Annotated in this window: 16 protein-coding genes; 7 read left to right on the forward strand and 9 right to left on the reverse strand. The window is 76.2% G+C overall.

The window, feature by feature from the left end:
- Positions 1–26: 26 nt before the first annotated feature.
- From IEY94_RS02345 to IEY94_RS02365, 5 genes are all read right to left on the reverse strand, one after another.
- Positions 27–2162, reverse strand: a complete 2136-nt coding sequence (locus IEY94_RS02345; protein ID WP_189168322.1) for a hypothetical protein — start codon at positions 2160–2162, stop codon at positions 27–29.
- Positions 2159–2650, reverse strand: a complete 492-nt coding sequence (locus IEY94_RS02350) for a DUF6069 family protein (protein ID WP_189168323.1) — start codon at positions 2648–2650, stop codon at positions 2159–2161. The genes IEY94_RS02345 and IEY94_RS02350 overlap by 4 nt, the downstream gene beginning before the upstream one ends.
- Positions 2651–2723: 73 nt before the next feature.
- Entirely contained in the window at positions 2724–3569 is an 846-nt protein-coding gene (locus tag IEY94_RS02355) for a YhjD/YihY/BrkB family envelope integrity protein (RefSeq protein WP_189168324.1), read from the reverse strand.
- A 109-nt stretch (positions 3570–3678) separates the two neighbouring features.
- The gene (locus IEY94_RS02360) at positions 3679–4353 is read right to left on the reverse strand and encodes a potassium channel family protein (RefSeq protein WP_189168325.1); all 675 of its coding nucleotides are present in this window, start codon (positions 4351–4353) and stop codon (positions 3679–3681) included.
- A gap of 2 nt (positions 4354–4355) precedes the next feature.
- Positions 4356–5021 carry a potassium channel family protein gene (locus tag IEY94_RS02365; RefSeq protein WP_189168326.1) on the reverse strand — a complete coding sequence of 222 codons (666 nt, stop codon included), beginning with the start codon at positions 5019–5021 and terminating at the stop codon, positions 4356–4358.
- A gap of 155 nt (positions 5022–5176) precedes the next feature.
- Here IEY94_RS02365 and IEY94_RS02370 point away from each other — a divergent pair, with 155 nt between their 5' ends.
- Both IEY94_RS02370 and IEY94_RS02375 read left to right on the forward strand, forming a co-directional pair.
- A complete protein-coding gene (locus IEY94_RS02370; protein WP_189168327.1) occupies positions 5177–7225 on the forward strand; it encodes an APC family permease in 2049 nt (682 codons plus the stop codon).
- A gap of 62 nt (positions 7226–7287) precedes the next feature.
- Positions 7288–8517 carry a class I SAM-dependent RNA methyltransferase gene (locus IEY94_RS02375; RefSeq protein WP_229783316.1) on the forward strand — a complete coding sequence of 410 codons (1230 nt, stop codon included), beginning with the start codon at positions 7288–7290 and terminating at the stop codon, positions 8515–8517.
- A gap of 54 nt (positions 8518–8571) precedes the next feature.
- Here IEY94_RS02375 and IEY94_RS02380 read toward each other — a convergent pair whose 3' ends face one another.
- On the reverse strand, positions 8572–11385 hold the full coding sequence (locus IEY94_RS02380; protein ID WP_189168329.1) for a hybrid sensor histidine kinase/response regulator: 2814 nt from the start codon (positions 11383–11385) through the stop codon (positions 8572–8574).
- Between the two features lie 103 nt (positions 11386–11488).
- Here IEY94_RS02380 and IEY94_RS02385 point away from each other — a divergent pair, with 103 nt between their 5' ends.
- Genes IEY94_RS02385 through dxs form a run of 4 tightly spaced genes read left to right on the forward strand, consistent with a single transcriptional unit; the run spans position 11489 to position 16443 of the window.
- Positions 11489–11863, forward strand: coding sequence for a response regulator transcription factor (locus IEY94_RS02385; RefSeq protein WP_189168330.1), 375 nt, complete (start codon positions 11489–11491; stop codon positions 11861–11863).
- 10 nt (positions 11864–11873) lie between these two features.
- Positions 11874–12932 (forward strand): HEAT repeat domain-containing protein, encoded by a 1059-nt coding sequence (locus IEY94_RS02390; protein ID WP_189168331.1) that lies wholly within the window; start codon positions 11874–11876, stop codon positions 12930–12932.
- A 2-nt stretch (positions 12933–12934) separates the two neighbouring features.
- Positions 12935–14434, forward strand: coding sequence for a glycosyltransferase family 2 protein (locus tag IEY94_RS02395; protein ID WP_229783245.1), 1500 nt, complete (start codon positions 12935–12937; stop codon positions 14432–14434).
- Positions 14435–14445: 11 nt separating this feature from the next.
- Positions 14446–16443 carry a 1-deoxy-D-xylulose-5-phosphate synthase gene (dxs, locus tag IEY94_RS02400; RefSeq protein WP_189168332.1) on the forward strand — a complete coding sequence of 666 codons (1998 nt, stop codon included), beginning with the start codon at positions 14446–14448 and terminating at the stop codon, positions 16441–16443.
- A gap of 22 nt (positions 16444–16465) precedes the next feature.
- Here dxs and IEY94_RS02405 read toward each other — a convergent pair whose 3' ends face one another.
- Together IEY94_RS02405 and IEY94_RS02410 are read right to left on the reverse strand one after the other, a co-directional pair.
- Positions 16466–16858, reverse strand: a complete 393-nt coding sequence (locus tag IEY94_RS02405; protein WP_229783246.1) for a PIN domain-containing protein — start codon at positions 16856–16858, stop codon at positions 16466–16468.
- Positions 16846–17094 (reverse strand): type II toxin-antitoxin system Phd/YefM family antitoxin, encoded by a 249-nt coding sequence (locus IEY94_RS02410; RefSeq protein WP_189168333.1) that lies wholly within the window; start codon positions 17092–17094, stop codon positions 16846–16848. Before IEY94_RS02410 ends, IEY94_RS02405 begins: the two co-directional genes overlap by 13 nt.
- A 159-nt stretch (positions 17095–17253) precedes the next feature.
- On the opposite strand from IEY94_RS02410, the gene IEY94_RS02415 reads away from it, so the two are divergent.
- Complete coding sequence (locus IEY94_RS02415) at positions 17254–17727, forward strand: GNAT family N-acetyltransferase (RefSeq protein WP_189168334.1); 474 nt, start codon at positions 17254–17256, stop codon at positions 17725–17727.
- 127 nt (positions 17728–17854) lie between these two features.
- On the opposite strand, the gene IEY94_RS02420 is transcribed toward IEY94_RS02415, so the two are convergent.
- On the reverse strand, positions 17855–18391 hold the full coding sequence (locus tag IEY94_RS02420; RefSeq protein WP_189168335.1) for an RICIN domain-containing protein: 537 nt from the start codon (positions 18389–18391) through the stop codon (positions 17855–17857).
- Between the last annotated feature and the right edge of the window lie 2 nt (positions 18392–18393).

Below are 18393 nucleotides of genomic sequence, written 5' to 3' on the forward strand. Positions count from 1 at the left end.
TGCTTCCCGCCCCGGCCGCGCTTCCGTCAGGCCCAGTCCCACAGCAGCGCGTACCTCCCCGGGGCGGCGTCCGACACGGCGAGCCGGGCGCACCGCGCGCTGTCCACCGGCAGCGCCCCGCCGCGCAGGAAGCCGTCCGCCCCGGTGGCCCGCGAGGCGCAGCGCGCGGGTACCGCCCGCCGGTCGAACCGGACCTCCGCGAAGTACTCGCTCACGGGGAACCGCAGCTTGCGTTCGGCGAAGGTGGACCGGACGGCGTCGGACCCCGAGCGGGTCGGGTACGTGACCTCGTACTCGATCATCACGGCCTCGCCCCGGGTGAGCTTGCTGTCGAAGGCCAGCGACGACACCAGGTAGCCGGTCTCCGGCAAGTACTCGGAGGCCGCCACCGAGCAGTGGTTCAGGGCGCGGACGCGCGGGCCGCGCGGGTGGGGCCGGTCCAGCGCGCAGACCATCGGGAGCCGGGACAGGCCCGACCGGGCGGCCCGGAGGACGAGGCGCACCCGCAGCGACCGTTCGAGGCCGTCGGGCCCGACGCGGATCTGGTCGTGGTGGCTGAGCCGGACGAAGAACTCGTCCTCGTCGTCGACCTCGCGCAGCAGCGGCGGCAGGTCGGGGTCGTGCGGCCACGCCGTCTCGCGCGGCAGCCGGCGCTGCCCGGCCTTGCCGGGTCCCCGCTGCCGCGGCGGTCCCAGCGCGCAGCGCAGCGCGCCCGCCGGCAGCGCCAGGATCTCCTCCAGCGACGACAGCGTGCGCAGCGAGTCCCGCCGCTCGGGCCGCCGCAGCCCCGACTGCCACAGGCTGAGCGTGGCCGGGCTCAGTGGATGCCCCCGCTGCGCCAGCCGGAACCGGATCCGGTCCAGGCTCAGCCCGCTGCGCTGGATCGCCCCCCGCAGCGCGTCCGCGAAGGACTCCCCGCCGGCGACCGCGCCGCCGACCCGCCGAGCAGGCTCGACCACAGCGCCTCCCTCCACGCCGACAGCAGTGGGACGCAGTACGCGCCGCCCCGCGTTCCCCGTCCACGTGCATCGACCATGATGAATGAGGCACCCCACCCCGCCAAGCCCCGGCAGCCACCTCCACCCCACCGCCGAATCAACCGGACCATGCCGAGGCCCCGCGAAACCCGCCCGGCCGTCCGAGAACCTCACCCGGGCACGGCACCGACCGAATCCCCCCGCGGCAGCCGCGCCAGCACCTCGACCGACACGACCAACGTGAGCGCAGCACCACCGCACCACCAGGCCGCCGCCACGCCGGGCGCCAGGAGCAGCACCCCGAACGCCCCCACGCAGATCAACACCTCGACCAGCCCCCGGTACCGCCGCGCCAGCCCCGCCGCCGCGCCCCACGGCAGCTCCGCCCGCCCGAGCGCCCCCGCGACCCCGTCCAGCCCGACCGCCGTACCCCGCCGCAGCGCCACCGCGACCCGCCCCGGCCAGGGCCAGCAGGGCGAGCCAGGGCAGCCACGTCGCCGTCCGGTCGAGCCAGCGGACGTACGTGCGCAGCGCCGGGAGCTGCGGCGAGGAGAAGACGGTGAACGGGATCGACACCTGCGGGATCCGCGCGGCCAGCCCCAGCCCCGCCTCCACGAGCTTCTCCCGCACCACGCCGAGGAACACGCCGAGGTCCACGGTCACGGTGGTGCCGCTGCTCGACAGCGCCCCGCTGCGCCCGCCGGTGAGGACCGCCACGAGGTCGTCGTGGGCCATCCGGTTGGCGGTGTCCCGGGCGGCGCCGAACCGGTCCGAGCCGACGAGCTTGCGGGTCGTGCTGCGGATGAGCGAGCGGACCCCGCCGACCGCCGGCTGGACGAGCGCGTCCACCTGCGGCGGGGCGCCCTGCTCGCGCAGCCAGGCCGCCGCCCGGGCGGCGACCGCGTCGAGGTCCACGTGGGTGACGACGACGTCGGTGAGCCGGTCGGCGAGCGCGTCCTGGATCACCGGGTCGCGGGCCAGCGGCGCGACGGTGGCGACGTAGCGGTCGGTGTCGAGGAGCTGGTTGCGGGCGAACACCGCGGCGACCGCGACCGTACCGAGCAGGAACGCCGCGAGCAGCAGGGCCGCCGCGGCGACCCAGCGGCCGAAGCGGCCGGTGCGCCCGGCGCGCAGCCGGTCCAGTTCGGCGCGCAGGCGCGCGACCTCGGCGTCCGCCGCGGTCACGACAGCGGTTCGGGCGGGGGTAGGGCCGGCGGGCGCACCGCCGCGGCGGCGCTGATCGAGACGAGGACGCCGATCGTCAGGCCGATCGCCAGGTTGATCGCCGAGGCCGGCAGTGCGGCGCTCCACGCGCGGTCCACGGTCATCGGCACGATCATGCTGATCAGCGTGGCGAGGCCGACGATCCAGCCGAAGAACGTGCGCGGGCGGGGCGTGGCGAGCAGCAGCAGGTGCATGACCACGGTGGCGGCGAGCGCGGCGCCGGCGGCCGCCCCGGCGTACCAGGCCAGGGAGGGCTGGAAGGCGGCTCCCGCGGCGGTCATCCCGAGCACCGGGAGGCCGAGCAGGCTGTGCGCGTCGAGGAAGCCGACGACCGCCACCCCGGCCGCGACGACCGCCGCGGCGATGCCGCCGGAGTACAGGGTGCCGGCCCGGACCCGGGACCGGCCGGTGGCGGCGGCGTACTCGGAGGGGCCCTGGTAGAGCGTCATGGCGCACCTCGCTTTCTCCGCCCCGGAACGTAACCCCGCCCCGGGCCGCCCCGGCGGAGGATGCGAGAAGTTGTCACTTTCGGTCGGGGGAGGGGGGCGGGTCCGGGGCGAGGGCGGCGGCGACGGCCGTGCAGGCCACCAGGACGCCGCAGACCACCACCAGCCAGGACTCGATGGCGAACACCACGCCGATCGGGCCGTACTCGGCCTCGCTGGTCCGGATCGCCCGCGGCATGACCACCGCCGTCAGCCGGGCCACCACGACCTGCGCGGTCGCGGTCAGCAGCGCCAGCGGGGCCAGCGCGCGCCAGGTGACGCGGCCGCCCAGCAGCAGGTGCGGCGTCCACCACCACAGCGCCGGGCCCGCCGCCCCGGCCACCAGCCCGGCCGGTACGGGGCCGTCGCCGAGCCACGCCGCGGCGGCCACCGCCGCCAGGTAGCCGAACGCCCCGCCCAGCCAGGCGACGCTGCGCCACCAGCCGCGCAGGCCCAGCGGCGGCAGCCGCCACATCCGCTGGTACATCCGCTGCAGCGCGCGGGCGAACGCGGTGGCCGAGGCGAGCACCAGCAGCGCCCCGCCGGCGGTCAGGCCGCCGCGCACCTCCTCGGTACCGGCCAGCAGGTCGGCCACCGCGGCGGCGGTGTCGCCGGCGCCGCCGAACCGGGCCCGGGCCGCGTCCAGCAGGGCGGTCCGCAGCACCGGCGGGGCGACCGAGTACACGACGATGAGCAGCGGGAACAGCGCCAGGAACGCCTGCGCGGCCAGGACCAGCGCGCTCTCCACCAGGCTGCTGCGCAGGCGACCGAACACCGCCACCGCGAACCGGCCGGCCGGGCCGGCCGCCCAGCGGGCGAGCCGGTCGCGCCCGGGCCGGCGGTCGGGCCGGGCGGCCGGGCGCAGCGGCGCGGGCCGGCCCATGCCGCGAGACGTTACCGCCGCCGCGGCGCCCGCCGGCCGCTTTCCGCCGCCGCGGCCCGGGCCGCGCGCGGTGGCCCGGGCCGCGGCAGTGCGGTGCGGCCCGCGGGCGTCAGGCGGCCGGCTTGTCCTCGCCCAGCACCACGGCGCGGAGCTGCTCCTCCACCTCGGCGGTGCAGATGAAGTACAGCTCGTCGTCCCCCTCGACCGAGTCGTCCCCGGTCGGCACGAGCACCCGGCGGCCGCGCAGGATCGCCACCAGGGCGGCGTCCGGCGGCAGCGGCACCTCGCGCAGCGCCCGGCCCTGCAGCGGCGAGTCCGGCGGCATGGTGATCTCGACCAGGTTGGCCTGGCCCTGGCGGAACGTCATCAGCCGGACGAGCTGGCCGACCGTCACCGCCTCCTCGACCAGCGCGGCCATCAGCCGCGGCTTGCTGACCGCGACGTCGACGCCCCACTGCTCGGTGAACAGCCACTCGTTCTCGGCCCGGTTGACCCGGGCGACCACCCGCGGTACGGCGAACTCGGTCTTGGCCAGCAGCGACACGACCAGGTTGACCTTGTCGTCGCCGGTGGCCGCGACGACCACGTCGCAGGCCGCGACGTCGGCCTCCTGGAGGCTGGTCAGCTCGCAGGCGTCGGCGAGGATCCACTCGGCGTCCGGCACCCGCTCCTGGCGCAGCATGCCCGGCTGGCGCTCGATCAGCATGACCCGGTGGCCGTTGCCGATCAGCTCGCTGGCGATGGACCGGCCGACGTTGCCGGCTCCGGCGATGGCGACCCGCACGGCTACCGCACCTCCCCGGGCTCGCGCGCGGCCACGTCCGTGACCACCTCGGCGATGTCGTCGGTGACCAGCAGGTACACCTGGTCGCCGTCCTGCAGCACGGTGTGCGGCTGGGGGAGCGCGCCGACGCCGAACCGGGTCAGGTACGCCACCCGCGCCCCGGCCGCCGCCTCGAACTCGCTCAGCGGCCGGCCGATCCACGCCGTGTGCAGCGGCACCTCGATCAGCGAGACGGTGCTGGTGGGGTCGCGGTACAGCTCGATCGCGCCGGCCGGGACCAGGTGCCGGACGATCCGGTCGGCCGTCCACCGGACGGTGGCGACGCTGGGGATGCCCAGCCGCTCGTACACCTCGGCCCGCTTCTGGTCGTAGATCCGGGCGACGACCCGCTCCACGCCGAACGTCTCCCGGGCCACCCGGGCGGAGATGATGTTGGAGTTGTCGCCGGAGGACACCGCGGCGAAGGCGTCCGCCCGCTCGATCCCGGCCTCCTTGAGCGTCGCCGCCTCGAAGCCGATGCCGGTGACGGTGATCCCGGCGAAGTCCGCGCCGAGCCGGCGGAAGGCGTTGGCCTCCTGGTCGACGATCGCCACCGAGTGCCCGCGCGCCTCCAGGCTGTGCGCCAGCGTCGACCCCACCCGGCCGCAGCCCATGATCACTACATGCACTTGGTCACCACATGCACTGCCGAGCCTCCCGGGGCGAAACGGTCGTGAGGCGACCGTACCCTGCCCGCCCGGCCGCCGCGGCCCGGCCGCCGGGTGTCGGGCCCGGCGGTGGGCCGACGCCCGGGGATGTGCCTTCGGTCGTACGCTTACGGCTTGTGGCTACCTCCAGCTCGCTGCTGAAGCGACTGCTCCTGGGCCGGCCGGTCCGCTCGGACCGGCTCGAACACACCCTGCTGCCCAAGCGGCTGGCCCTGCCGGTCTTCGCCTCCGACGCCCTGTCCAGCGTCGCCTACGCGCCGGACGAGATCCTGCTCACGCTGTCCATCGCCGGCGCGGCCGCGTACGCGTTCTCGCCGTGGGTGGCGCTCGCCGTCGTGGTCGTGATGATCACGGTGGTGGCCAGCTACCGGCAGAACGTGCACGCGTACCCGTCCGGCGGCGGCGACTACGAGGTCGTCACGGTCAACCTCGGCCCCCGGTACGGGCTGGTGGTGGCCAGCGCGCTGCTGGTCGACTACGTGCTGACCGTGGCCGTGTCGGTCTCCGCCGGGGTGGCCAACCTGGGCGCCGTGCTGCCCTGGGTGGCCACGCACAAGGTCGGCATCGCCCTGGTCGCCGTGGTCGTGCTGACCGCGATGAACCTGCGCGGGGTGCGCGAGTCCGGCGGGGCGTTCGCGGTGCCGACGTACGGGTTCCTGCTGCTCATGGGCGGGCTGCTGGTCACCGGCTTCGTCCGGATCTTCCTGCTCGGCGAGGACCTGCGGGCGCCGAGCGCCGCGCTGACCATCGCCGCGGAGGAGAGCGACCTCACCATGCTGGCGATGGCGTTCCTGCTGCTGCGCACGTTCTCCTCCGGCTGCGCCGCGCTGACCGGCGTGGAGGCGATCTCCAACGGCGTACCGGCGTTCAAGCCGCCCAAGAGCCGCAACGCCGCGACGACGCTGATGCTGCTCGGCGGCATCGCCGTCGGGATCATGGTCGGGATGGTCATGCTCGCCCGGGCCACCGGGCTGCAACACGTGGAGGACCCGGTCCGGCAGATCGTCGCCGGGCCGGCGGGGTACGTGCAGAAGACCGTCACCACCGAGCTGGCCCAGACGATCTTCGGCAGCGGCGCGCTGCTGTACACGGTGGCCGGGGCGACCGCGCTGATCCTGTTCCTCGCGGCGAACACCGCGTTCAACGGCTTCCCGGTGCTCGGCTCGATCCTCGCCCAGGACCGGTACCTGCCCCGGCAGCTCCACACCCGCGGCGACCGGCTGGCGTTCTCCAACGGGATCGTCTTCCTGGCGGTGTGCGCCGGGGTGCTGATCATCGCGTTCCACGCCGAGGTGACCCGGCTGATCCAGCTCTACATCGTCGGGGTGTTCGTGTCGTTCACGCTGTCCCAGGCGGGGATGCTGCGGCACTGGAAGCGGCACCTGCGGACGGTCCGCGACCCGCGGGTGCGGCAGCGGATGAACCGGTCCCGGGCGATCAACGGCTTCGGCATGGTGCTGACCGGGGCGGTGCTGATCGTCGTCCTGCTGACCAAGTTCACCCACGGCGCCTGGATCGCGATCGCCGCCATGGCCGTGATCTACCTGGTCATGATCGCGATCAAGCGGCACTACGACCGGGTCGCCGCCGAGCTGGCCCCGCCGGACGACAACCCGATCCTGCCGGCCCGCAACCACGCGATCGTCCTGGTCTCCAAGGTGCACCAGCCGACGCTACGGGCCATCGCGTACGCCCGGGCCACCCGGCCGGACACGCTGACCGCCGTCACCGTGCAGGTGGACGCCGGCGACACCCGGGCGCTGCAGGAGGAGTGGGAGCGGCGCGAGCTGGCGATCCCGCTGACCGTGATCGACTCGCCGTACCGGGAGATCACCCGGCCGACGATCGAGTTCGTCAAGTCGCTGCGCCGGGACGCCCCGCGGGACGTCGTCACGGTCTTCGTGCCGGAGTACGTCGTCGGGCGGTGGTGGGAGAACCTGCTGCACAACCAGAGCGCGCTGCGGCTCAAGACCCGGCTGCTGTTCGAGCCGGGGGTGATGGTGACCAGCGTGCCGTGGCAGCTCAGCTCGACCGAGGCGGTGAACATGGCCCGGCGGGACCGCGGCCTGTCGGTCACCTCACCGGCCCGCGGGCCGCGCCAGCAGGCGGGCACCGACGGCGCGACGGTGATCGAGCTGGACGAGTCGACCGAGCCGCGCCGGTGACCGCCCCGTCGAACCCCGCCGCCGCTCCCAACGGCGTCGACTCCGGCGCCGCGTCCGCCGCCATCGACGATCCCGTCGAGGGGGACGTGCTGGAGTTGACCGTCGGGGCGCCGGCGCACGGCGGGCACTGCGTGGCCCGGTACGGGCCGCCGCCCGGCCGGGTCGTGTTCGTCCGGCACGCGCTGCCCGGCGAGCGGGTGCGGGCCGAGGTCACCGAGGTGCACCGCGGGTACCTGCGGGCCGACGCCGTCCGGGTCGACGACCCCTCCGCCGACCGGGTGCGGCCGCCGTGCCGGTTCGCCCACCCCGGCGGGTGCGGCGGCTGCGACCTGCAGCACGCGTCCCGGCCGGCGCAGCTCGCCTGGAAGACGGCCGTCCTGCGCGAGCAGCTCACCCGGCTCGGCGGGGTCGACCCGGCCGCGCTGGACGCGCTCGGCGCGACCGTGGTCGCGCTGCCCGGCGACGCCGACGGGCTGGGCTGGCGGACCCGGGTCCGGTACGCCGTCGCCGCCTCCGGCCGGGCCGGGCTGCTGGCCCACCGCTCGCACGAGGTGGTGCCGGTGGACGACTGCCCGATCGCGCACCCGGCGGTCCGGGCGGCGGCCGTACCGGGGCGGGACTGGCCGACCGCCGACGCCGTGACGGTGGTCGCCGGCGCGGACGGGCGGCGGACCGTCCTGGCCGACGGCGCCGTGGTCGACGGCCCGGCGACGGTGGTCGAGCGGCTCGGGCCGCGCCGCTGGGAGCTGCCGGCGACGGCGTTCTGGCAGGTGCACCCCGCCGCGGCGGGCACGCTGGCCGCGGTGGTGGTCGAGCTGCTCGACCCGCGGCCGGGGGACCGGGTCTGGGACCTGTACGGCGGGGCCGGGCTGTTCGCCGCCGCGCTCGCCGACGCCGTCGCCGCCCGCCGGCCGGGCGGGCCGGGCGTCGCCGCGACCGTCGTGGAGGCGGCGGCCGGCAGCGCCGGCGCCGGCCGCGCGGCGCTGGCCGACCTGCCCGGCGTCCGGGTGCGGGTCGAGCGGGTGGAGGCCGCGCTGCGCCGGCGGACCCTGCCGGCGCCGGTGGACCTGGTGGTCCTGGACCCGCCGCGCAGCGGCGCGGGCGCGGCCGTGGTCCGGGCGGTGGCCCGCAGCGGCGCCCGGGCGGTGGCGTACGTGGCCTGCGACCCGGCCGGGCTCGCCCGGGACGTGCGGACGTTCGCCGCGGCGGGCTGGCGGCTGGCGGCGGTGCGCGGGTACGACTGCTTCCCGATGACGCACCACCTGGAGGCGGTCGCGCTGCTGCACCCCTGACCGCGGCCCGACCCGGGACCGCGGCGCGGCCGGCGGCGGGTGGCCGCGCCGCGGTCAGCGGGGGAGGGTGGCGAGGGCGCGCAGGGTCGCGGCCGCCTCGGCGCGCAGCGCCGCGAGCGGGTCGCCCGGCGGCGGGGTGTCGCCGGCCCGGGCCCGGTCCTCCAGGTCCGCGCACAGGGCGGCGAGCCGGGCGGCGCCGAGGTTGGCCGCCGAGCCCTTGAGCGCGTGGGCGCGGTCGCGGACCGCGGCCGCGTCGCCGGCCCGGACGGCCGCGGCCAGCTCCTCGACGGCGGCCGGGGCGCGGGCGGCGAACGAGGCGACCAGCCGGTCGAGCAGCGCCCGCTCCTCGGGCGGCGGCTCGGGCCCGGTGATGTCGGCGAGCCGCGCCGTGATGTCCGCCCACCGCCCGGCCAGCTCCGCGTCGCCGGCGTCGGCCGGGGGTGGCGCGGCGGGCGGGTCGATCGCCGCGGCCGGGGTGATCGGGCGGGTGCCGGCGGCCGGCGCCGACCGGGTGCGCGGGGTCAGCGGGGCCAGGGCCGCCGCCAGCTCCGCCGCCCGGACCGGCTTGCTCAGGAAGTCGTCCATGCCGGCCGCCAGGCAGGCCGCGCGGTCCTCGGCGAGCGCGTTGGCGGTCAGCGCGATGATCCGCGGCTGCCGGTCCGGCGGCAGGTCGGCGCGGATCCGCCGGGTCGCGGCCAGTCCGTCGAGGACGGGCATCTGGACATCCATCAGCACCACGTCGTACGGCATCCCGTGCGCCGCCTCGACCGCCTCCGCGCCGTTGCCGACCGCGTCGACCCGGTGCCCCAGCCGGCCGAGCATGAGCCGGGCGACCCGCTGGTTGGTCGGGTTGTCCTCGGCGACGAGGACGCGCAGCGGCGCCGCCGCGGGCGCCGGGGCGGCGGCCGGCGGCTCGGGCCCGGCGCCGCCGGTCAGGATGCGGGTGAGCTTGGTCCGCAGCCGGGTCGCCCGCGGCGGCTTGGGCAGGACGGCGGCGAACAGCGCCTGCTGCGCCGGGTCGAGCTGCCAGTGCACGCTGGACAGCAGGATCAGCGGCAGGCCGGCCCGGCCGGGCAGCGCGCGCACGGCGGCGGCGAGCTGCGCCCCGTCCAGGCCGGGCAGCCGCAGGTCGAGCAGGCCGACGTCGACCGACGCCCCGCCGCGCAGGATCGCCAGCGCCGCGGCCGGGTCGGCGGCGTCGACGCAGTCCATCCCCCAGCCGGTGAGCTGCGCGCACAGCGCCGCGCGGCCGCTGGCGCTGTCGTCGACCACCAGCGCCCGCCGGCCGACCAGCGCCGGCACCGGCGGCTCCGGCGCGGCGCCGGGCTCGGGGTGCAGCAGCGCGGTGGCCCGGAAGGTCGAGCCGGCGCCGACCGCGCTGCGCACGGTCAGGTCGCCGCCCATCGCCCGGGCCAGCCGCCGGCTGATCACCAGACCGAGCCCGGTGCCGCCGTACACCCGGGTGGTCGAGGAGTCGACCTGGCTGAACGAGCGGAACAGCCGGTCCATCCGGTCGGCGGGGATGCCGATGCCGGTGTCGGCGACGCTGATCGCCAGCTCGACCCCGCCGCCGGCGCCCGGCCCGGCGGCGAGGGCGAGCACGACCTCGCCGCGCTCGGTGAACTTCACCGCGTTGGACAGCAGGTTGCCGGTGACCTGGCGGAGCCGGGTGACGTCGCCGCGCAGCCGGCCGGGGCAGCCGGGCTCGACCCGGCCGACCAGTTCGAGGCCCTTGGCGTCGGCGGTGAGGCTGACCAGGGCCAGCGCGCTGTCCAGCAGGTCCCGGACGTCGAACGGCGCGTCCTCCAGCACGAACTCGCCCGACTCGATCTTGGAGAAGTCGAGGATGTCGTTGATGATCACCAGCAGCGCCTCGCCGCTGTCCCGGACGACCTCGGCGAACTCCCGCTGCTGCGGGGTCAGCGGGGTGTCCACGAGCAGGCCGGTCATGCCGATGATCGCGTTCATCGGGGTACGGATCTCGTGGCTCATCGTCGCCAGGAACGCCGACTTGGCCGCGGTGGCCGCGAGCGCCTCGTCCCGGGCCCTGGTGATCACCTGCATCGAGGCGTTGACGGCGACGGCCATCTGCCGCAGCTCGCGCGGCCCGGTGACCGCGGCCCGGCGGGTGAGGTCGCCGGCGGCGACCCGCTCGGCGGCCCGGGTGACCCGCCGGACGGGCCGGTTGAGCGCCCGGACCACCCAGTGCGCGCCGAGCCCGACGGCCAGCGCCCCGACGATCGACCCGTACAGGATCAGCCGGCGGATCGCCGTGGCCGACGCCGCGCTGGCCCGCTGCCGGACCGCGAGCAGCCGCTCCTCCTCGGCCCGCAGGACGCCCAGCCGCTCCTCGATCCCGCCGGCCTCGGCGGCGTCCCGCTCGTCCCGGACGGCCCGCTGGGCGGCGGCGAACCCGGCCGTGCGGCGGAGCCGGACGTTCGCGTCGAGGTGGTCCAGCCGGACGCTGAGCGCGCCCCCGAGCCGGCCCAGGTTCTGCTGCTGGCGGGGGTTGTCGTCGACGAGCCGGCGCAGGCCGCGCAGCTCCTCCTCCAGCTCGGCCCGGGAGCGGCGCAGCGCGTCGAGGTAGCCGGGGTCGCCGGTGATCACGTACCCGCGCTGGCCGGCCTCGACGTCCTGCACCGCGGCCCGGACGCCGGCGATCCGGTCCAGCACCCGGTACGTGTGCTCGACCGGCTGGCGGGCCGTCAGCAGCGAGCCGATCTGGGCGTACGCGCTGATCGCCACCACGCCCAGCACGATGCCCGCGGCGAGGTAGCCGGCGATGATCACCCGCCGGACGGTCCACCGGGACCGGGCGTCGGGCAGCGCCGGGCTCACCGCCGGCGGCGCGCCGTCGGTGGGGTTCACAGGGCCGACGGTAGGTCGATCCGTACGCGGACACCGCAAATTCCGGCCAATCCAGCGATATCGTGAATATCCAGCCAGTGGGTTGGCGGGTTGAGGAGGGCACGTGACGGCCGTACTGATCGCGGACGACGACGCCGACATCCGGGACCTGGTCGCCTTCAAGCTGGAGCAGTCGGACATGGCGGTCACCGCGGTCGAGGACGGCGCCGCCGCGCTCGCCGCCGCGCAGCGGAACCCGCCGGACGTCGCCGTCCTGGACGTCTCGATGCCCGGTATGTCCGGTCTCGACGTGTGCCGGATGCTGCGTGCCGACCCCGCCACCAGGGACATCCGGATCATCCTGCTCACCGCGCGCACCCAGGAGGACGACATCGAGGGCGGGTTCAGCGCCGGCGCCGACGACTACGTGACCAAGCCGTTCAGCCCGCGCGAGCTGGTCACCCGGGTCGAGGCCCTGCTGAACCGGTCCGGCGCCTGAGGCCGCGACGGTGACAGGCGCGCTGACCGCCGCGTACCTCGGGCTGCTCGGGGTGGCGCTGCTACTGGTTGCCGTCCTGGTGACCGTCCGGGCCGTCCGGCTGCGGCTGGAGCGCGGGCGGGAGCAGCGGGCGGCCGGGCCGCGGCGCCGGCTGCTCGCCTTCGTCGGCGAGCCCGAGCCCCCGGACGCCGACGCGCTGGTGGCGATGCCCGAGGCCGAGTGGGCCGCGGTCGAGCCGACCGCCACGGCGCTGCTGGGCAAGCTGCGCGGCGAGGGGTACGCGGCGCTGGCCGAGGTGTTCATCCGGCGCGGCGCCGCCGAGCGGGCCAGGGCCGGGCTGCGGAACCGGTCGGCGGCCGTCCGGGCCGAGGCCGCGCAGGTGCTCGGCGACCTCGGCCACGTGCCGGCCGTACCGGTGCTGATCCGGCTGCTCGACGACCCCAGCGACGAGGTGGCCGTCGTCGCCGTCCGGGCGCTCGGGCGGCTCGGCGACGCGCGCGCCGCCGGCCCGCTGCTGCGCGCCCTCGGCGACCGCGAGCTGCCGGCCCAGCTCGTCGCCCGGGCACTCGGCCGGCTCGGCGAGGGCGCGCTGCGCCCGCTCGTCGCCGCGCTCCAGCCCGGCCACGGCGACGCCGTCCGGGTCAGCGCGCTCCAGGCGCTCGGCACGCTGGTCGCCCCCGCCACCCTGCCGCCGGTCGCCGAGGTGCTGGCCGAGACCGGCGCGGCCCCCGCGGTCCGGGTCGCCGCCGCCCGGACGCTCGGCCGGTTCGGCACCCGGTCCACCCTCGCCCCGCTGCTCGCGGTCGTGCAGGCCCCCGGCCCGGCGGCGCTGCGCGCGGCGGCGGCCGAGGCGCTCGGCGTGGTCGGTGCGGCCGCCGCGGTGCCGCCGCTCGGCGCGCTCGTGCACGACGGCAGCTACCCGGCCGCGCACGCCGCCGCCGATGCCCTGCGCCACCTCGGCAACGCCGGCTCCGCCGAGCTGCGCCGGCTCGCCGACGGCCCGCCCGGCATCCCCGCGGCGCACGCCCGGGAGGCCGTCGCCCGGGCCGCGCTCGGCGGGCGGGGGTGACGATGGATCTCATCCGGGAGCTGCTGCGCTGGGCCGACAGCGCGTTCCTCGTCTACTTCGGGCTGATCAACACCAGCTACCTCGTGCTGCTCGTGCTCGCCGCGCTCGAGTTCGGCCGGCACCGCCGGCGGGTCTCGTTCGCCGGTACCGACGAGATGCTGCGCAGCCCGTTCACGCCGCCGATCAGCGTGATCGTGCCCGCGTACAACGAGGGGCCGGGGATCGTCGCCGCGGTCCAGGCGATCACCGCGCTGGAGTACCCCCGGTTCGAGGTCGTGGTGGTCGACGACGGCTCCACCGACGAGACGTTCGCCCTGCTGCGCGACCAGTTCGAGCTGGTCGAGGTGCCCCGGGTGATCCCGCGCGACGTGCCGCACCTGGGCGCGGTCCGCGCGGTGTACGTCTCGGCCAAGAACCCGGACGGCCTGGTCGTGGTCCGCAAGGACAACGGCGGCAAGGCCGACGCGCTCAACGTCGGCATCAACGTGGCCGGCCACCCGATGCTGTGCATGGTGGACGCCGACTCGATCCTGGACCCCGGCGCGCTGCTGATCGTCGCCAAGCCGTTCGCCGACGACCCGCTGCGGGTCGCCGCCACCGGCGGCGTGGTCCGGATCGCCAACGGCTGCGAGGTGATCGGCGGCCGGGTCGTCAAGGTGGCGATGCCGCGCCGCTGGCTGCCGCGGATCCAGGTGGTCGAGTACCTGCGCGCCTTCCTCATGGGCCGGGCCGGCTGGTCCCGGCTCGGCGGCCTGGTGGTGATCTCCGGGGCGTTCGGGCTGTTCCGCCGGGACCTGGTGGTCGAGGTCGGCGGGATGGCCCTGGACTGCATCGGCGAGGACGCCGAGCTGGTCGTCCGGCTGCACAAGCACCTGCGCCGGCGCAAGGAGGCGTACCGGATCGTCTTCGTCTCCGAGCCGGTCTCCTGGAGCGAGGCGCCGACCGACCTGCGCGGCCTCGGCCGGCAGCGGCGCCGCTGGCACCGCGGCCTGTCCGAGATCCTGATGCGGCACCGGACGATGGTGGGCAACCCCCGGTACGGGCGGGTCGGCCTGGTCGCGCTGCCCTGGTACGTGCTGTTCGAGCTGCTCGCCCCGCTGGTCGAGCTGCTCGCCCTGGTCGTGCTGCCGCTGAGCCTGGTGCTGGGCGTGGTGGACGTCGGGTTCGCCTGGCGGTTCATCCTGGTCGCGTACGGCTACGCGTTCTTCATCACGCTGGCGGCGCTGCTGCTAGAGGAGATCGCGTACCACCGGTACCCGCACTGGCGCGACGTCGGCCTGGCGGTGATCGCCGCGTTCGCGGAGAATGTCGGGTACCGCCAGTACCTGTCCTTCTGGCAGCTCCGCGGCCTGCTCGCGGCCCTCGCCCGCACCCGGGCCGTCTGGGGCGGCCAGTCCCGGCAGGGCTTCGACCCGGGGCCGCCGGTCACCGTACCGCCGGTCACCGTACCGGCGGGTGACGCCGCCCCGCGGGACCATTCGCCGGTGGCGGGTGCCGGATAGACTCGTCCGCTATGAAGGCCGAGCACGCGTCCACCCCCGCGCCGGGTCCCGCTCCCGCGCCGGGTCCCGGCCCCGCGCCGGGGACCGCCCCCGCGTCCGCCGACCACGAGCTGCTCGCCGGCATCCGCCAGCCGGCCGACCTGCGCCGGCTGGACGCCGCGCAGCTCCGCACCCTGGCGGCCGAGATCCGCGACTTCCTCGTCGCGAAGGTCGCCCGCACCGGCGGGCACATCGGGCCCAACCTGGGCGTCGTCGAGCTGACCCTGGCCCTGCACCGGGTCTTCGAGTCGCCCCGGGACCGGCTGCTGTTCGACACCGGGCACCAGGCGTACGTCCACAAGATCGTCACCGGTCGGCAGGCCGGCTTCGACCTGCTGCGCCAGCGCGACGGGCTCTCCGGCTACCCGAACCGGGCCGAGAGCGAGCACGACATCATCGAGAACTCGCACGCCTCCACCGCCCTGTCCTACGCCGACGGGCTGGCCAAGGCGTACGCGCTGCGCGGCGAGCGGGACCGGCACGTCGTCGCCGTCGTCGGCGACGGCGCGCTCACCGGCGGCATGTGCTGGGAGGCGCTGAACAACATCGCCGGCGCCGGCAACCCCGTGGTCATCGTCGTCAACGACAACGGCCGGTCGTACTCGCCGACCATCGGCGGCCTCGCCGACCGGCTGGCCACGCTGCGGCTGACCCCCGGCTACGAGCACACCCTCGGCCGGGTCAAGGGCGCGCTGGACCGCACCCCGCTCGTCGGCCGCGCCACCTACGAGGTGCTGCACGCGGTCAAGAAGGGCGTCAAGGACGTGCTCGCCCCGCAGGGCATGTTCGAGGACCTGGGCCTCAAGTACGTCGGCCCGGTCGACGGCCACGACGTCGAGGCGGTCGAGTCGGCGCTGCGCCGGGCCCGGGCGTTCGGCGGCCCGGTGATCGTGCACGCGGTGACCCGCAAGGGGTACGGCTACCGCCCCGCCGAGGAGGACGACGCCGACTGCTTCCACGGCCCCGGCGCCTTCGACGTCGCCACCGGCGTCGCCCTGGCCAAGCCGGGCACGGCCTGGACGGGCGTGTTCGCCGAGGAGCTGGTCGCCATCGCCGACGAGCGGCCCGACGTCGTCGGGATCACCGCCGCGATGGCCGGGCCGACCGGGATCGCCGCGCTGATGCGCAAGCACCCCGAGCGGGCGTACGACGTGGGCATCGCCGAGCAGCACGCGGTCACCTCGGCCGCCGGCCTGGCGCTCGGCGGGCTGCACCCGGTCGTCGCGGTGTACGCGACGTTCCTCAACCGGGCCTTCGACCAGGTCCTGCTCGACGTGGCGATGCACCGGCTGCCGGTGACGTTCGCCCTGGACCGGGCGGGCATCACCGGCCCGGACGGCCCCAGCCACTACGGCATGTGGGACATGTCGATCTTCGGCGTGGTCCCCGGCCTGGCCATCGCCGCCCCGCGCGACGCGGCCACGCTGCGCGAGGAGCTGCGCGAGGCCGTCGCCACCGCGGACGGGCCGACGATCGTGCGGTACCCGACCGGCAGCATCCCCGGCGAGGTACCGGCGCTGCGCCGGGTCAACGGCGTGGACGTGCTCGCCGAGGGCGCCGGCCGGGACGTCCTGCTCGTCGCCGTCGGCGCGTTCGGTCAGCTCGGCGTCGAGGCCGCCGCCCGGATCACCGAGCACGGGTACGGCGTCACCGTCGTCGACCCGCGCTGGGTCCGCCCGGTGCCCGAGGAGCTGGTTCCGCTCGCCGCGGCACACCGGCTCGTGGTGTCCGTCGAGGACGGCGTCCGCGACGGCGGCGTGGGCCAGGCCATCGCGCAGCGGCTGCGCGACGCCGGGGTGGACACCCCGGTGCGCAACCTGGGCATCCCGGCGCGCTGGCACGCGCACGGGTCGCGGGCGCAGATCCTGGCGGCGCTCGGGCTGACGGCGCAGGACGTCGCCCGCGACATCACCGGCTGGGTGTCCACGCTGGACGACAGCCCGGTCGAACTCACCGTACCGCTGGACTGACCGGCGACTTGCGCGCCGCGGGTCAGACCGCGACCACGGGGATCAGGTCGTCCAGTCCGGCGAAGTCGACCGCGTTGCGTGTGTACAGAGTGGCACCGTGCGCGTGCGCCGTCGCAGCGATCAACAGGTCCAGCGCCCGGGCCCGGGGCTTGCGGCCGACCTCCACGACCCGCGCTGCGAGCCGGCCGTAGCTGTCGGCGACAGCCTCGTCGACCGGCAGCGGGTCGAACCGGCGCTGCAGCGCGACCAAGCGGCTCAGCCGGCTGGCCCGGGTCGCCGCATCGCGCGCCACGAGGACGCCGAAGTGGAGTTCGGCGAGGCTCACCGTGCTGATCGCCAGCGCACCGGGGAGCGGCGTGACGTCGGTGGCGATGAGCACGCTGGTGTCGAGGACGCCCCGGCTCACCGCTGCCACGGGTCACCGATCGTCGGGTCGATGCGGTCCCGATCGGCGGCCCAGTCGGGGTCGGCCGGCCCGTTCAGGATGGGGGCGAGGTCGTCCCAGCTCCGCCAGGCACGCGGCCCGACCGGGCCGAGGACCGCGGCGGGGCGCCCCGAGACGGTGATCGTGACGCGCTCGCCCGCCTCGGCGCGGCGGACCAGGTCGCTCGCGTCCTGGCGCAGCTCGCGCAGACCCACTTCAGCAGCCATGGATCGTACGGTAGCACCTGTGCTACCGCATTGCCATCCCGCCGGTACCGTCGGATCCGAACCTGTGTACTCGATCCCGGAGTCGTGCGGTGCGGTCGTCTCCCCGAGAGCGGCGGGAAAGTGGTGGCGGGGGAGCGGGGCGGGCGGCAGGCTGGCGGGATGACCAGGGAAACCGACCGGCCGGTGCGCCGGGCGACGGCCGCCGACGCCGGTACCGTCGCCGAGCTGCTCGACGCGTTCAACCGCGAGTTCGACACCCCCACCCCCGGCGCGGGCGTACTGGCCGGGCGGCTGCGCGAGCTGCTGGCCACCGGCGACCTGGCGGCCCTGCTCAGCGGCGAGCCCGCGGTCGGCGTCGCGCTGCTGTCGTTCCGCCGCAGCGTCTGGTACGACGGGCCGGTGGTCACGCTCGACGAGCTGTACGTGGCGCCGGAGCTGCGCGGTCGCCGGCACGGGCACGCGCTGCTGACCGCGGCCGAGGGGCTGGCGGTCGAGCGGGGGGCGGGGACCCTGGAGATCAACGTCGACGGCGAGGACGTCGACGCCCGCCGGTTCTACGAGGCGCACGGGTACCGCAACACCGAGCCGGGCCAGCCCGAGCCGATGTACTTCTACTACCGCGACCTGCCCTGACCCGGACGCCGCGCCGCAGCAGCCCGCCGCGCCCGCCCGGCCCGGCGGGCAGGGGGCCGTCGCGGCGGGCGGCGGGCCCGCTCCCGGTCGGCGGTCGGCCGGCCGGGAGACGGACCCGCGCCGCTGGCTACTTCGGCTGCTCCCAGCTCGCCAGCCACACGTCGTTGGCCGCGCCCGCGCCGCCCGCACAGGTGTACTGGATCAGGGTGTTGCCCTTCACCACCCCGCCCCGGACGTTCAGGCACTTGCCGCTGGACTTGGCGACGACCTGGTAGCCCCAGCCCACCTGGTTGAACTTCCACAGCTCGTTGGCCGCGGTCCCGCAGGTGTACTGGATGACGCCGGCGCCGTCGGCGTTGCCGCCGCCGGCGACGTTCAGGCACTTGCCGCTGCTCTGCGCCCGCAGCCGGACGTAGCCGTCGAGCTGGCTCTCCGGCTCCCAGCGCTCGTTCTCGGCGTTGGTCAGGTCCCACAGGATGACCCGGGCGCCGTTGTTCTGCGAGTCGCCCTCGACGTTGGCGACCTGGTTCGGGTGCATGGCCAGCCGCAGGCTGATCAGGTTCACCTGGGTGGCCCGCTCGACGGCCGGCGCGGCGCTGGCCGCGGTACCGGTGCCGAGCAGGGCGACGGCCGCGCCGGCGGCCGCGATGCTACGGATTCGCATGA

The sequence above is a fragment of the Pilimelia anulata genome, assembly GCF_014647895.1.
In the GTDB taxonomy this organism is placed as follows: Bacteria; Actinomycetota; Actinomycetes; order Mycobacteriales; family Micromonosporaceae; genus Pilimelia; species Pilimelia anulata.